Consider the following 14738-nt stretch of genomic DNA (forward strand, 5'->3'; position numbering starts at 1 on the left):
GCCAAGAATAGGTAGTCAGGATAAAAGATGTCATTAATTACATCAGACCAGTTAAAAATTGTTATCGGTTTAGGACAGACTGGGCTTTCCTGCGCACGTTTTTTTGGCGAGAAAAGGTTTTCGATTTTCACTCGTTGATACACGAGATAACCCGCCCAATTTAGAGCAGATTAGAGCTGAGTTTTCTGGTATAGACCTACATTTAGGCGAGCTAAATCCTCAGTATCTTATGCAGGCTAGCGAGCTTGTGCTCAGCCCAGGTGTTTCTCAGCAATTGCCTGCTATAAAAGAAGCTGTTGCTAGCGGTGTTTCTTTGATCGGTGATATTGATCTTTTCTGTCGTGAAGTAAGCGCTCCGGTTGTGGCTATCACGGGCTCAAATGCAAAAAGCACGGTGACAACGCTTGTTGGTGAAATGGCAAAATCGGCGGGTATTGATGTAGGTGTTGGTGGTAATTTGGGGCTGCCAGTTTTAGATATGTTAGCGGCAGGTGAGCAGTCTTTATATGTATTAGAGCTCTCGAGCTTTCAATTGGAAACAGTGCATGATTTACGAGCTCAGGTTGCGACGGTGTTAAATGTCAGCCCTGATCACTTGGATCGTTACGATGGCATGCAAGGTTACTATCAAGCGAAGCACCGTATATTTCGCGGTTGTATGTCTGCAGTTGAAAACCGTGATGATACATTAACACACCCATTACTTCCTAAAGGTGTTGAGCTACTAGGTTATCGGTTGAGTAAGCCTGACTTTAAAGTCTTTGGTTTACTAGAAGAGTCGGGTGTTGAGTGGCTGGCTATTGGCCACGATAAGCTATTGCCTAGCCGCGACATTAAAATGCCGGGTCGTCATAATGTTGCTAATGCGCTGGCTGCCTTAGCGCTTGGGCGAGCTGTGAATATTCCTATGGCCGCGATGTTGGATACATTAAAAACTTTCGGTGGTTTGGCGCATCGCTGTCAATGGGTTGCTAATAAAGCCGGTCTTGATTTTTACAATGATTCCAAAGGAACTAATGTGGGCGCTACAGTGGCTGCATTGGACGGGTTAGGTGCGGGCTTATCTGCGGATCAGCGAATCGTATTGATTGCTGGTGGCGATGGCAAAGGTGCAAGTTTTGATGACTTAATTACACCTGTGAAACGCTTTGTGCGTTCAGTTGTATTAATCGGTCAAGATGCTAATAAAATTAGCCAAACGCTTGTTGGTGTAGAGTCTTCTACCCATGCCTCTCTACAGGATGCTGTTCAGCGAGCTGTTAAAGTCGCAAAACAGGGCGATATTGTGTTGTTATCTCCTGCGTGTGCGAGCATCGATATGTTCAAGAATTACACTCAGCGTGGCGATCAGTTTGTCGCGTTAGTGGATGCTTTATGAATGAGATAAGCTCACTAGGTCAACCTAGGTGGTTATCATTTCCCCAGCACGGAGTATCTCCTTTTGATCCTTTGTTGTTAGGGAGTGCATTGGCACTGGTGTTGACTGGCTTTGTGATGATTACTTCAGCCTCAATGGATGTTGCTGCCGAGAAGTTTGGCGGTCCATTTTTCTTTGCTCAACGACATGGCATTTTTATCATATTGGCATTGATTGCTTCAATCATTGTTGTGCGTATACCGATTAAGTATTGGGAGAAGTACGGTCCGATCTTATTGGGTGTCGGTTTTGTTTTGTTATTGCTGGTGCTTATTCCAGGTATTGGTAAAGAAGTTAACGGCAGTCAGCGCTGGATTCGCCTAGGGCCTCTGAATTTACAAGCCTCAGAAATTGCTAAGTTTTGTATGGTTATTTATGTCGCTGGGTATCTGGTGCGTCGTCTATCTGAAGTAAGAACAAGTTGGGGTGGTGTGGTAAAGCCTGTGCTGCCACTGGCTTTCTTTGTTTCTCTATTATTAGGAGAACCAGACTATGGTGCGGCTGTTGTTTTAATGGGTACTGTTATGGGAATGATATTCCTTGGCGGGATGCGGTTTACTCAGTTTATTATGGTGCTCTCTTGTGCGGTTGGTCTCATTATGATGATGGCCGTTGCGCAGCCTTACCGAATGGCGCGACTCAAATCATTTCAAGACCCTTGGGCGGACCCTTTTGGTAGTGGTTACCAATTGTCACAAGCACAAATTGCTTTCGGTCGTGGAGAGTGGTTCGGCACGGGTTTAGGTAACAGTGTTCAGAAGTTGTTTTATTTACCCGAAGCACATACAGATTTTGTGTACTCAGTATTAGCTGAAGAGTTCGGTTTAATTGGTGCTTTGTTGGTGGTGGTACTTTACGCCGTTATGATATGTCGTATCTTTCTCATTGGGCGTCAGGCCGAAAAGCAAAAGCAATTCTTTATGGGCTATGTGGCATATGGCTTTGGGCTTGTTTTTGCAGCTCAAGCATTAATCAATATTGGTGTAAATGTCGGTGCGTTGCCTACAAAGGGTTTGACGTTACCGTTGTTAAGTTACGGCGGCAGTAGTTTGTTAGTTTGTGCCGCAATGATCGCTATTATTATTCGCATAGATTTTGAGTTGAAGCGTTTGAGGGCTGCTAACAACGTTGAAGTTTGCAAGTCTGAAGCAACAAACACTAAGCAAAAAAAATCTAAAGCATCTGTTAAAAAGCTCTCTTCGCAAAAACAAGTAGAGGAGAAACTTGGGCATGCATAAAACGGCATTAGTGATGGCGGGTGGAACCGGAGGTCATGTGTTTCCTGCTTTGGCAACGGCTCGTTGTCTTGAGCAACAGAGCGTGACTATTCATTGGATGGGGACCCAAAAGGGTATTGAATCCAGCGTTGTTCCCAATGCCGGTATTCCATTGCATACCATCGATGTACAAGGGCTACGTGGTAAAGGTCGGTTGAGTTTGTTATTGGCGCCTTTTAAGTTGATAAAAGCTATTTGGCAGGCTGTAAAGGTTGTACGTAAAGTTAGGCCTGATGTAGTACTGGGTATGGGAGGGTTTGCTTCTGGCCCAGGTGCAGTTGCTGCTCGGTTATTGGGTGTTCCTTTAGTTATTCACGAACAAAATGCCGTTGCAGGTATGACGAACCGTATTTCTGCAAAGTTAGCTCAACGTATTTTGGTGGCTTTTCCCAGTGCTTTTTCGGGCTCGATTAAAGCTGAACAAACGGGTAACCCTGTGCGAGGTGCCATTCTGGATTTGCCGGAACCGGGTGTACGCTATAGCCAGCGAGATGGTGCTATCAATGTGTTAATAGTGGGTGGAAGTCTTGGTGCGAAAGCTATTAATGACATCGTGCCTGAAGCACTGGCTGAATTAAGCTTAGAAGAGCGCCCATGTGTGTGGCATCAAACAGGAAAGCAGAATTTTGATGCCACGCAAGAAAAGTACAGTGCGCTTAATATAACCGCGCGTGTTGATGCATTTATTGAACACATGGATGAAGCATATGGATGGGCTGACTTAGTTATTTGTCGCTCTGGTGCTTTGACAATTAGTGAGTTAGCAATAGCGGGTGTGCCTGCATTGCTAATTCCTTTCCCTTTTGCTGTCGATGATCATCAGACGGGTAATGCACGTTACCTTGAAGAGGCTGGTGCTGCATGGATTATCCAGCAGTCTGATTTAAAGAAAGATGATCTCGTTAACATTTTACGTAATAAGACTGATCGGCGCTCATTACTTGAAATGGCATTAAAGGCGCGCAGTGTCGCTAAGCCCAATGCCAGTATCGATGTAGCTAGAATTTGTCTGGAGAGTATGAAATGAGTTCTGTATCACAAGCGCCAACCGTTTATGAAGTTCCTGAGATGCGTCGTATTCGTACGATTCATTTTGTTGGTATTGGCGGAGTAGGAATGTGCGGAATTGCTGAGGTTTTATGTAATCAAGGGTATCAGATCTCTGGTTCTGATATTCGTGCCTCTGTGACAACAGACCGCTTAGTTGGTATGGGTGCCAACATTCATATTGGCCATGCCCCAGAAAATATACAAGGTGTTGATGTTGTTGTTATCTCCAGTGCTGTTAATGATAGCAATCCAGAAGTAGAGGCTGCACGAGAAAGCCGTATCCCAGTAGTGCGTCGTGCCGAAATGTTAGCTGAGTTAATGCGTTATCGTCACGGCGTTGCTGTTGCTGGTACGCATGGAAAAACCACCACGACAAGCTTACTGGCTTCCGTTTTTGCTGAGGGCGATCTAGACCCTACCTTTGTTATAGGTGGCCGGCTTAATAGTGCAGGTACTAACGCACGTATGGGTGCTAGCCGTTATTTGATTGCAGAAGCGGATGAGAGTGATGCATCGTTTCTGCATTTACAGCCGATGGTTTCTATCATCACTAATATTGATGCCGACCATATGGATACTTATGGCGGTGATTTCAACGTACTAAAACGTACCTTTGTCGAATTTTTACATAACTTGCCGTTTTATGGTTTGGCCGTTTTGTGTACCGATGATGAAATTGTGCGTGAGATTCTTCCAGAAATTAGTCGCCCTGTCGTGACTTACGGCTTGAATGAGTCGGCTGATTACCGGGCAGTAAATATAACTCAGTCAGGTATGCATACTCATTTTACGGTTAAGCGCCCTGAAGGGCATGATGATCTTGATATTACTCTCAATATGCCAGGTGTTCATAATGTATTGAATGCATTAGCAACCATTGCCGTTGCAACTGATGAAGGGATTGATAGTAAGGCAATTGCGACAGCTCTTAAGCAGTTTTCAGGTGTTGGGCGCCGCTTTCAGGTGCTAGATGAGCTTAGTGTCGAGGGTGGTTCGGTGATGCTAGTGGATGATTATGGGCACCATCCAAGGGAAGTTGAAGCAACCATTAAAGCGGTTAAAGCTGGCTGGCCTGATCGCCGTTTGGTAATGATTAACCAGCCTCATCGTTATACGCGTACCCGTGATTTGTATGAGGATTTTGTTCAAGTACTGTCTGATGTTGACGTGTTGATGTTGATGGAAGTATACGCCGCAGGTGAAGAGCCCATTGCAGGGGCCGATAGTCGTAGTTTATGCCGTAGTATACGCCAGCGCGGTAATGTTGAGCCTGTGTATGTGAAGTCCGCAGAAGAAGTGCCTGAAGTGCTGAAAAACATTCTACGCCCCGGTGATTTATTACTGACGCAGGGTGCAGGGAATATTACCGCTTTGGCTCATCAGATATCGGGGCTTGATCTGACAGGAGATCAAGAATGACATATCGGATTAGTGAACAACAAAAAAATATGTTTGGTCGAGTCGCTGTTATTTATGGCGGAAATTCAGCGGAGCGTCCAGTTTCCTTAAACAGTGGTCAGGCTGTTTATAATGCTCTGACAGCCGCCGGTGTTAATGCCTTCTTGCTTGATCTTTATGGGCCTGCAGGAGAGTTAAATCCTGTTGAGCAGTTACAGCAAGAAAAAATTGATGCTGCTTTTTTGATTTTGCATGGTCGTGTTGGCGAAGATGGTGTTATTCAGGGCTTACTGGAAATGATGGCAATTCCTTATACAGGTAGCCGAGTTGCTGCATCCGCTTTGGGTATGGATAAGCTGAGAAGTAAGCAATTATTTGTTGGCGCAGGCCTTCCAACACCGCCATTTCGGGTGCTACGTACAGAAAGTGATTTATCGCTCTGTGCTGCGGAACTTGATTTCCCTTTGATGATCAAACCTGCGCATGAAGGATCTAGCATTGGTATGCATAAGGTCGATAATGCATCAGATTTGAGGTCTGCTTGGGAAGATGCATGTCGTTATGATCAAAGTGTTATTGCTGAAAAGTGGATTACTGGGGCGGAATTCACTGTAGCTGTTTTGAATAATAAAGCGTTACCAGCAATACGCTTGGAAACACCGCATGACTTTTATGATTATGATGCGAAATATGAGGCGAATGATACTCGCTACTTATTTGATGACACGTTAAGCCCAGAAAAAGATAACGAGCTACTTAGGTTATCAGAGCAGGCGTTTATTGCTATTGGTTGTAAGAGTTGGGGGCGTGTTGATGTTATGCAGGATAAAGAAGGGCATTTTTATCTCTTAGAAGTTAATACAACGCCAGGTATGACGGATCATAGCTTGGTGCCAATGGCTGCCAAGCAAGCCGGCATCAGTTTTGAACAGCTGGTGGTTGAAATCTTGAAAGAGGCTAACTGATATGTCAGCTGGTCTTCAGAAGCTAAAAGTATTTGATCAGTCATCTTTGCCACCGCAAGCGGCAAGTGACGGTTCGGTACTTGAGCAAGCATCTGAGCTGGCGCCAGAGCGTGAAATAGAAAAATATTGGCGACCATTATTGATATTAACGGCGCTTTTGATTTTTTGCAGCTTGCTATTTAGTAGCTATATGCAAGTGATGACATGGTTAGATAAGCCTGTTGCTCAAATTAGAGTTTTAGGTGATACCAAATATTTGAATAAGAGACAGCTTGCAGAAAAATTGGCTGCGGGTATCAATGCACCACTGCTGCATGTGGATATATCATCTCTTAGAGAAAGCATACTTGATGAGCCTTGGGTGCATGAAGCTAAGATAAAGCGTGATTGGCCACCGGCTGTAGAAGTCGTGATTGAAGAGCAGATTCCGGTAGCACGTTGGGGAGGAAAAGGGCTTTTAAACCATCAGGGTGATATTTTTTGGCCCAATACCTCAGGTAAGTATTTGAGTTTACCTGTTTTAAATGGCCCAGCAACTGAAACGCAGCATTTGATGGCTCAGTATCATGATTTGAGCCGCCTATTTCAGGGTGCAAATGTTAAAATGGTGGGGCTTTCAATGGAGGCTCGTGGTGCTTGGTCACTAGTGTTAGATAATGGTATAGAAGTTATTGTTGGAAAAGAGCAATTACGGGAAAGATTGCAGCGGTTTTTACACGTTTACCAAAAAGAATTGTCTTCACGTGCCGCTCATATTGAGAAAGTTGATATTCGTTATACCAATGGTGTTGCTGTGAAGTGGCGTAAGCTTGAAGAACAGGTTAAGGCGGGTTAAGAAAGAATGTCAGATGCTAACATGATTGTCGCACTGGATATCGGCACCTCTAAAGTGGTGTGCTTGGTAGCCGAGGTAATGCCCGATGGCCATATTGAGGTTGTCGGTATCGGCTCGCACCCATCGCGGGGACTAAAGCGCGGTGTTGTGATTAATATCGAATCAACGGTGGGTTCTATTCAGCGTGCCGTAGAAGAAGCAGAATTGATGGCCGGTTGTAAAATACACTCGGTAACCGTCGGTATTGCCGGTAGTCATATCAGTAGCTTGAACTCACACGGGATTGTTGCTGTACGTGATCGCGAAGTCATGGATCATGATCTGGAGCGTGTCATTGATGCAGCCAGTGCTGTAGCGATTCCGGCGGATCAGAAAATTCTGCATATTCTACCGCAGGAATACCTGATCGATAACCAAGAGGGCATTAAAGAGCCCTTGGGTATGTCGGGTGTACGCTTAGAAGCCAAAGTACATTTGGTCACCGGTGCCATTAATGCCATCCAGAATATCGAAAAATGTGTTCGTCGTTGCGGCTTAGAAGTTGATGGCGTTGTACTCGAACAATTAGCGTCTAGCTATGCCGTATTGACTGAAGATGAAAAAGACCTCGGTGTTTGCATGGTGGATATCGGCGGCGGCACTACGGATATTGCTATTTTCACCGGTGGTTCTATTCGCCACACCGGTGTTATTCCTATCGCAGGTGACCAAGTCACCAATGATATTGCCATGGCGTTGCGCACACCGACTCAGCATGCCGAGCAGCTAAAGATGAAATATGCCTGTGCCTTGGCACAGCTCGCCAGCATAGATGAAACCATTAAAGTACCGAGTGTCGGCGATCGTCCTCCGCGTGACTTATCACGTCAAGCACTGGCGGAAGTGGTTGAGCCGCGCTATGACGAACTGATCTCACTTGTGCAAGCAGAGCTGCGCCGCAGTGGTTTTGAAGACCTTGTAGCAGCAGGCATTGTTTTGACCGGTGGTACGGCGAAGATGGAAGGCGTTGTTGAGCTTGCTGAAGAGATCTTCCATATGCCAGTGCGCTTGGCAATGCCACACGGTGTACGTGGTATGGATGATATTTTACAAAACCCTATTTTTGCGACCGGCATTGGTCTGTTGCACTACGCGAGCCAAGGCGGCCAGGTAGGAAGTGCATCATCAGTACATATGCCTTCCAAATCAGCAGTGTTCGCTGGTGAGAAACGAGAAAGTAAACAAGAAATTTTAAAACCAGTAAAAGAAGGTCCGGGGCTATTTAACCGGATTAAAGACTGGTTTAAAGGCAATTTTTAATTTATTCGATGCCCTAGAATGGGATCATAAGTATCGCCGGATTGCTGTAAAGGCGTGGAATCCGACAGGAGAATGAAATGTTTGAGCTATTAGACAGTGATCCACAGAACGCCGTGATCAAAGTGATGGGTGTAGGTGGTGGCGGCGGAAATGCCGTAGAGCATATGGTTAAGACTGAGCTCGATGGTGTTGAGTTTATGTGTGTTAACACCGATGCTCAAGCGTTAGCGAAGATGTCTGCTAAGGGATTGTTGCAGCTTGGTAGTGCAACAACAAAAGGCTTGGGTGCAGGTGCTGACCCTGAGGTCGGGCGTTTGGCCGCGGTGGAAGATAGAGAGCATATTGCTGAGATGCTAGACGGTGCTGACATGGTCTTTATCACAGCAGGCATGGGTGGTGGCACAGGAACCGGAGCGGCTCCGGTTGTTGCTGATGTGGCTAAAGAGCTTGGTATTTTAACGGTAGCTGTTGTTACTAAACCGTTCCCGTTTGAAGGCCGTAAACGAATGAAATTGGCCGATGAAGGGATTGCTGAATTACGTGAAAATGTAGACTCTTTAATTATCATTCCTAATGAGAAGTTAATGAAAGTACTCGGGCGTAATTGCAGCCTTATTAATGCGTTTAACACAGCCAATGATGTACTTCGTGGTGCCGTGCAGGGAATCGCTGATCTAATTACCCGCCCTGGTATGATCAACGTCGATTTTGCAGACGTGCGTACAGTGATGTCTAAAATGGGTATGGCAATGATGGGTACGGGAGCTGCTAAGGGTGAAGACCGTGCTACGGTAGCTGCTGAAGCTGCTATTAATAGCCCGCTTTTAGAAGACGTAGACCTAAAAGGTGCGAGTGGCATTTTAGTTAACATTACTGCAGGCCTAGATTTAAGTCTGGGTGAGTTTACTGAAGTAGGTAACATTGTTGAAGAATATGCGTCTGATGACGCAACTATTGTTGTTGGTACTGTTATCGACCCAGAAATGACTGATGATATTAAAGTCACTGTTGTTGCAACAGGTTTTGATAAGCGTGCAGAGCCAGTACCGGTTGTAGCGCCAACGCATAAGCGTAACGATGGCTCAGTTAATTTTAATCAGATTGAGTTGCCAACGGTGTTGCGACGACAGAAGCAAGAAGCATTACTTGAACCGTCAACGAGCCAAGATTTGAAGTCAGATAAGCAGCAAGATGTTGAGATGCTAGATATCCCAACTTATATTCGTAGACAAGCTGATTAAGATAGTTTTGCGTTAACGGCTTGTGTTGCCGATTTGACGCTATTTTGTTACCATTTTGGGTTATTGAGACAATTAAAATATTGGCGGACGCATGATCAGACAACGAACACTGAAGAACAGTATTAAGGCTACCGGAATTGGTCTGCACACCGGACAAAAAGTGTATCTGACGCTCCTGCCAGCCGCCGTAAATACGGGTATTGTTTTCCGTCGTACTGATATAGAACCTGTCATTGATATTGCGGCTTGTACCGAAAATGTTGTCGATACCACGTTGTCAACTAACTTGGGTAAAGACGGCGTGCGTGTAGCCACTGTTGAGCATCTATTATCTGCTTTGGCAGGTTTGGGTATTGATAACGTGGTTATTGAGTTGAGCTCTGAAGAAGTACCTATCATGGATGGTAGCGCCGCACCGTTTGTGTTCTTGATTCAGTCAGCCGGGATTGATGAGCAAGATGCACCTAAACAGTTTATTCGGATTAAAAAGGAGATAACGGTCAGTTCTGATGGCAAGTCAGCGACATTCCGTCCTTTTGAAGGTTTTAAAGTGGGCTTTTGTATTGAGTTTGAACATCCCGCTTTTGAAGGTCGTAATAAAGAAACGACATTGGATTTTTCTAGCACCTCTTTTGTAAAAGAAGTGAGCCGTGCTAGAACTTTTGGTTTTATGCGTGATTTTGAATACTTGCGCTCACAAAACTTAGCTCTAGGTGGCAGCTTAGAGAATGCTATTGTTGTTGATGACTACCGTATTCTAAATGACGATGGCTTGCGTTACGACGATGAGTTTGTAAAGCATAAGGTACTTGATGCCGTTGGTGATTTATACCTGTTAGGAAAAAGCCTAATAGGAGAGTTTATTGGCTTCAAGTCAGGACACTCATTGAATAACTTATTATTAAATAAGTTGCTGGAAACTAAAGATGCTTGGGAAGTGGTTACTTTTGAAGATCATGAGCAAACAGCCCCAATATCTTATCAAAAGCCGGTTTTGGCAGATTAGAGTATTAGAACATTAGAATGCCGGGCTTTGCCCGGCTTTTTAATATAAAGCGATCTGAGTTATAAGATTGCGAGTTAAGTGGTTGAAATTTATAAATCAACCCTAATAGACAATACAATCACTTTGTTATTTACCTTAATCATAAAAGTGCAGTTGCTTTCGGCTTCTGGGACTCACGGAAAGATAATCAATATATGTTGACCTCATTGTTTAAAAAAGTCTTTGGTAATAAAAACGATCGAGAGTTAAAACGTATGGGGAAGCTAGTTAAGCTGATCAATGCGTTTGAAGAAGAGATCGAAAAATTATCAGATTCTGAAATAATCGCCAAAACAGAAGATTTTAAGCAGCAAGTAGCGAATGGTACTTCTTTAGAAACTATTCTTCCTGAAGCATTTGCACTGGTTCGTGAAGCCTCTAAGCGTTCAATGGGGCTACGCCACTTTGACGTGCAGTTGATCGGTGGTATCACGTTGCATGAAGGTAACGTAGCAGAGATGCGAACAGGCGAGGGTAAAACGCTTGTAGCAACGTTAGCCGTTTATTTGAATGCACTTGAAGGGAAGGGTGTTCATCTTGTTACGGTGAATGATTATCTAGCGAGCCGCGATGCGGAATGGATGCGTCCGTTATACGAAGCATTGGGGTTAAGCGTAGGTGTTGTTTTATCCCGCCAAGAGCCGGAAGTAAAGCGTGCAGCCTATGCGGCGGATATCACTTATGGTACTAACAATGAATTTGGCTTTGACTATCTGCGCGATAATATGGCTTTTAGCCTTGCAGAGAAGGTACAGAGAGAATTTCATTACGCGGTAGTGGATGAGGTTGATTCCATTCTTATTGATGAAGCGCGTACTCCTTTGATTATTTCAGGGCCCGCTGAAGATAGCTCCGCGATGTATCATAAGGTGAATTTACTTATTCCTAACTTGCTACGCTTTGACGGTGAGATAGACCCTAAAGATACGGAGCAAGAAATCAATGAGCACTTTGTTGTTGATGAGAAGAACCGCACGGTTGAGTTAACTGAAGCAGGTCATCAGGTTATAGAAGAACTTCTGACTAAAGAAGGTATTTTGGAAGAAGGTGAGAGTCTTTATGCGCCCCATAACCTTAACCGTTTACATCATGTATTAGCAGCCCTTCGTGCACATAACCTTTTCATTCGCGATAAAGATTATATTGTTCAAGACGATCAGGTTGTTATTGTTGATGAGCATACCGGCCGTATTATGCCTGGACGTCGCTGGTCCGAAGGGCTTCATCAAGCTGTTGAAGCTAAAGAAGGCGTTTCTATTCAATTAGAAAGCCAGACGCTTGCATCGACAACGTTCCAGAACTACTTCCGTCTTTACGGTAAGTTAGCAGGTATGACAGGTACTGCAGATACTGAAGCATTTGAGTTAAATCAAATCTACGGATTGGATGTTCTTGTTATACCGACCAATCGAGATGTTGCCCGAAAAGATTTAAACGATATTATTTTCCTAACGATGGAAGAAAAATATGATGCAATCGTTAAAGAGATAGCGGATTGTCGCGAGCGTGGGCAGCCGGTCTTAGTGGGAACAGCATCTGTTGAATCATCCGAATTAATCTCTAGTTATCTAAATAAATCCAAGGTAGAGCACAACGTACTTAACGCTAAAAACCATGAACGCGAAGCGACCATTATTGCCGAAGCAGGAAGCCCAGGAGCGGTTACTATTGCAACTAACATGGCTGGGCGTGGTACTGATATTAAGCTTGGCGGTAAGTTAGAGCTAGAGCTAGAGAGCTTGGTTGATCCAACGGAAGCCGACATTGAATTAGCTAAGGCAGATTGGGAAAAACGTCACGAGCAAGTGCTTGCTGCAGGCGGTCTACACATTATAGGTACAGAGCGTCATGAATCTCGTCGCATTGATAACCAGCTGCGTGGCCGTTCTGGACGACAGGGTGATCCTGGCTCTTCACGTTTCTTCTTGTCATTAGAAGATGACTTGATGCGCATCTTTGCATCAGACCGCGTGCGTGGTTTTATGCAAGCTTTGGGTATGGAGAAAGGCGAAGCCATTGAGCATAAAATGGTTTCAAATGCGATTGAGAAAGCGCAGCGCAAAGTAGAAGGCCGTAACTTTGATATTCGTAAGTCATTGTTGGAATATGATGATGTAGCGAATGACCAGCGTACGGTTATTTATAATCAGCGGAATGAGTTAATGGCTTCCGATGATATTTCTGACACGATGAAAGCGATTCGTGAAGAAGTTGTTGATAATTCTATTAGTAGCTATATCCCTCCTCAAAGCCTAGCCGAACAGTGGGATATTGCAGGTTTGGAGCGAGCACTAGAAGCTGAGTTTTCATTAAGCATGCCTGTTAAGCAGTGGCTTGATGAAGATAGCTCGCTACATGAAGAAACGTTGAGAGATAAAATTCAAGCAGAAATTGCTGGCGCGTACGAAGCGAAAGAAGCCATTGCTGGTGCTGAAAGTATCCGCTTATTTGAGAAGCAGGTAATGCTTCAAGTGCTGGATACCCTATGGAAAGAGCACTTGCAAACAATGGATCATCTGCGCCAAGGTATTCACTTACGTGGTTATGCCCAGAAAAACCCTAAGCAAGAATATAAGCGCGAGTCATTTTCACTGTTCCAAGAGCTTTTAGAAAACATTAAGCGTGATGTAGTAAAAATTCTGAGTCACGTTAAAGTACAGATGCCTGAAGAGGTTGAAGTAATTGAACAGCAGCGTCGTGAGCAATTAGCACAGCAGCAAATGAATTTTGAGCATCAAAGTAACTCTGGTTTTTCTGAAGATTCAGCTGAAGAAGCAAGCAGCAATGGAGAGCCTGAATTGCCTGAAACATTTGTACGAGACGAGCGTAAAGTCGGTCGTAATGAACCATGCCCATGTGGTTCGGGGAAAAAGTACAAACACTGTCACGGCAAGTTAGATTAAGACGGTTCAGTAAGTTTTTAATAATATTTTATAAAAGAAAGCAGCCTTGGCTGCTTTCTTTATGTTGAAAGAGGATAATAAAATGGCAATCGGACCCGCTACATTACCAGTACTACATCCGGTAAATGGTGTGCGTTTAGGTGTAGCATCTGCAGGTGTTAAGACTGCAGGGCGTAAAGATGTAGTTGTTATCGAAATGGCTAAGAAGTCTACACTGGCTGGCGTTTTTACTAAAAACGCTTTCTGTGCCGCTCCTGTTATTGTATCTAAGGAGCATTTAAATCAAGGTAAAAACCGTTTTCTGTTAATTAACACGGGTAATGCGAATGCCGGTACAGGTGAGAAAGGCTTAAAAGATGCTTATGCATGCTGTAGTGCTTTAGCTGATGCTGCTCATGTGAATCAGGCGGATATTATGCCTTTTTCGACAGGTGTTATTGGTGAGCCACTTCCTGTTGATAAAATCATTAATGTTTTTCCCGCTGCGTTGGATAACCTAGATGAGAATCATTGGGCAGAAGCTGCTGAAGGTATTTTAACTACCGATACACGCCCTAAAGGAGCTTGTGTTCAGTTCATACATGAAGGTCAGACGATAACCATTACAGGTATATCCAAAGGCTCCGGTATGATCATGCCTAACATGGCTACTATGTTGGGTTTTGTTGCAACAGATGCTGCTATTAGTAGTGAGCTATTGCAGTCCCTACTTGTTGAAGCAGCAGATTTAACGTTTAACCGCATAACCATTGATGGTGATACCTCAACGAATGACTCGTGTATGTTGATAGCGACTGGGCAATCTGGTGCTGTCCTTACACAAGAGAATGAGGCATTGTATCGTCTCTTCAAAGATGCACTTCACCAAGTTATGTTGGAGCTTTCACTTGCCATTGTAAAAGATGGCGAGGGTGCGACTAAGTTAGTGACTATTCGTGTGGAGCAAGCCGCTACTCAGGAAGAAGCATTAGCTACCGCTTATACTGTAGCGCACTCACCGCTAGTAAAGACTGCGCTATTTGCAAGTGATCCAAATTGGGGACGTATTTTAGCTGCAGTAGGTCGTGCGGGTGTAGAAAACTTACAGTTGAATGACCTGCAGATCTATTTAGATGAAGTCTGTATTGTTGAGAATGGTGGTCGTGCTGATAGCTATACGGAAGAAGCGGGTAAAAAGGTTATGAGTCAGGAGAATATACTGATTAAGATCGTTTTGAATCGCGGAATTATCAATGAAACAGTATGGACCACTGACCTTTCTCATGATTATGTCACCATTAATGCTGACTATCGCAGCTGATGCTTCAT

Annotated in this window: 12 protein-coding genes; all 12 read left to right on the forward strand. The window is 44.3% G+C overall.

The features are described from left to right. The first annotated feature begins 27 nt into the window (after positions 1–27). The 12 genes from NEJAP_RS19480 to argJ all read left to right on the forward strand — a co-directional run bounded on the left by NEJAP_RS19480 (position 28) and on the right by argJ (position 14730). Positions 28–138 (forward strand): hypothetical protein, encoded by a 111-nt coding sequence (locus NEJAP_RS19480; RefSeq protein WP_329610932.1) that lies wholly within the window; start codon positions 28–30, stop codon positions 136–138. Next, positions 104–1378, forward strand: a complete 1275-nt coding sequence (gene murD, locus NEJAP_RS04900) for a UDP-N-acetylmuramoyl-L-alanine--D-glutamate ligase (RefSeq protein ID WP_329610933.1) — start codon at positions 104–106, stop codon at positions 1376–1378. The genes NEJAP_RS19480 and murD overlap by 35 nt, the downstream gene beginning before the upstream one ends. After that, complete coding sequence (gene ftsW / locus NEJAP_RS04905) at positions 1375–2655, forward strand: putative lipid II flippase FtsW (RefSeq protein WP_201349562.1); 1281 nt, start codon at positions 1375–1377, stop codon at positions 2653–2655. The genes murD and ftsW overlap by 4 nt, the downstream gene beginning before the upstream one ends. Continuing rightward, the gene (murG, locus tag NEJAP_RS04910) at positions 2648–3721 is read left to right on the forward strand and encodes an undecaprenyldiphospho-muramoylpentapeptide beta-N-acetylglucosaminyltransferase (protein WP_201349563.1); all 1074 of its coding nucleotides are present in this window, start codon (positions 2648–2650) and stop codon (positions 3719–3721) included. The genes ftsW and murG overlap by 8 nt, the downstream gene beginning before the upstream one ends. Beyond that, entirely contained in the window at positions 3718–5163 is a 1446-nt protein-coding gene (murC, locus tag NEJAP_RS04915; RefSeq protein ID WP_201349564.1) for a UDP-N-acetylmuramate--L-alanine ligase, read from the forward strand. Before murG ends, murC begins: the two co-directional genes overlap by 4 nt. Continuing rightward, the gene (locus tag NEJAP_RS04920) at positions 5160–6107 is read left to right on the forward strand and encodes a D-alanine--D-alanine ligase (protein WP_329610934.1); all 948 of its coding nucleotides are present in this window, start codon (positions 5160–5162) and stop codon (positions 6105–6107) included. Before murC ends, NEJAP_RS04920 begins: the two co-directional genes overlap by 4 nt. A gap of 1 nt (position 6108) precedes the next feature. Further along, a complete protein-coding gene (locus NEJAP_RS04925; protein WP_201349565.1) occupies positions 6109–6942 on the forward strand; it encodes a cell division protein FtsQ/DivIB in 834 nt (277 codons plus the stop codon). A 6-nt stretch (positions 6943–6948) separates the two neighbouring features. Further along, complete coding sequence (ftsA, locus tag NEJAP_RS04930; RefSeq protein WP_201349566.1) at positions 6949–8241, forward strand: cell division protein FtsA; 1293 nt, start codon at positions 6949–6951, stop codon at positions 8239–8241. 77 nt (positions 8242–8318) lie between these two features. Then, positions 8319–9482 carry a cell division protein FtsZ gene (gene ftsZ, locus NEJAP_RS04935; RefSeq protein ID WP_201349567.1) on the forward strand — a complete coding sequence of 388 codons (1164 nt, stop codon included), beginning with the start codon at positions 8319–8321 and terminating at the stop codon, positions 9480–9482. Between the two features lie 91 nt (positions 9483–9573). Then, a complete protein-coding gene (gene lpxC / locus NEJAP_RS04940) occupies positions 9574–10488 on the forward strand; it encodes a UDP-3-O-acyl-N-acetylglucosamine deacetylase (RefSeq protein WP_201349568.1) in 915 nt (304 codons plus the stop codon). A 194-nt stretch (positions 10489–10682) separates the two neighbouring features. Then, complete coding sequence (gene secA / locus NEJAP_RS04945; protein ID WP_201349569.1) at positions 10683–13430, forward strand: preprotein translocase subunit SecA; 2748 nt, start codon at positions 10683–10685, stop codon at positions 13428–13430. A gap of 82 nt (positions 13431–13512) precedes the next feature. Continuing rightward, positions 13513–14730 carry a bifunctional glutamate N-acetyltransferase/amino-acid acetyltransferase ArgJ gene (gene argJ / locus NEJAP_RS04950; RefSeq protein ID WP_201349570.1) on the forward strand — a complete coding sequence of 406 codons (1218 nt, stop codon included), beginning with the start codon at positions 13513–13515 and terminating at the stop codon, positions 14728–14730. The last annotated feature ends 8 nt before the right edge of the window (positions 14731–14738 follow it).

The organism is Neptunomonas japonica JAMM 1380 (genome assembly GCF_016592555.1).
GTDB lineage: Bacteria > Pseudomonadota > Gammaproteobacteria > Pseudomonadales > Balneatricaceae > Neptunomonas > Neptunomonas japonica_A.

What these genes read in the sequence shown, in the direction of transcription:
- murG (WP_201349563.1), top strand. Translation starts at nt 2,648, where the DNA reads ATGCATAAAACGGCATTAGTGATGGCGGGTGGAACCGGAGGTCATGTG.
- NEJAP_RS04920 (WP_329610934.1), top strand. Translation starts at nt 5,160, where the DNA reads ATGACATATCGGATTAGTGAACAACAAAAAAATATGTTTGGTCGAGTC.
- secA (WP_201349569.1), top strand. Translation starts at nt 10,683, where the DNA reads ATGTTGACCTCATTGTTTAAAAAAGTCTTTGGTAATAAAAACGATCGA.
- ftsA (WP_201349566.1), top strand. Translation starts at nt 6,949, where the DNA reads ATGTCAGATGCTAACATGATTGTCGCACTGGATATCGGCACCTCTAAA.
- argJ (WP_201349570.1), top strand. Translation starts at nt 13,513, where the DNA reads ATGGCAATCGGACCCGCTACATTACCAGTACTACATCCGGTAAATGGT.
- NEJAP_RS04925 (WP_201349565.1), top strand. Translation starts at nt 6,109, where the DNA reads ATGTCAGCTGGTCTTCAGAAGCTAAAAGTATTTGATCAGTCATCTTTG.
- ftsZ (WP_201349567.1), top strand. Translation starts at nt 8,319, where the DNA reads ATGTTTGAGCTATTAGACAGTGATCCACAGAACGCCGTGATCAAAGTG.
- NEJAP_RS19480 (WP_329610932.1), top strand. Translation starts at nt 28, where the DNA reads ATGTCATTAATTACATCAGACCAGTTAAAAATTGTTATCGGTTTAGGA.
- murC (WP_201349564.1), top strand. Translation starts at nt 3,718, where the DNA reads ATGAGTTCTGTATCACAAGCGCCAACCGTTTATGAAGTTCCTGAGATG.
- ftsW (WP_201349562.1), top strand. Translation starts at nt 1,375, where the DNA reads ATGAATGAGATAAGCTCACTAGGTCAACCTAGGTGGTTATCATTTCCC.
- lpxC (WP_201349568.1), top strand. Translation starts at nt 9,574, where the DNA reads ATGATCAGACAACGAACACTGAAGAACAGTATTAAGGCTACCGGAATT.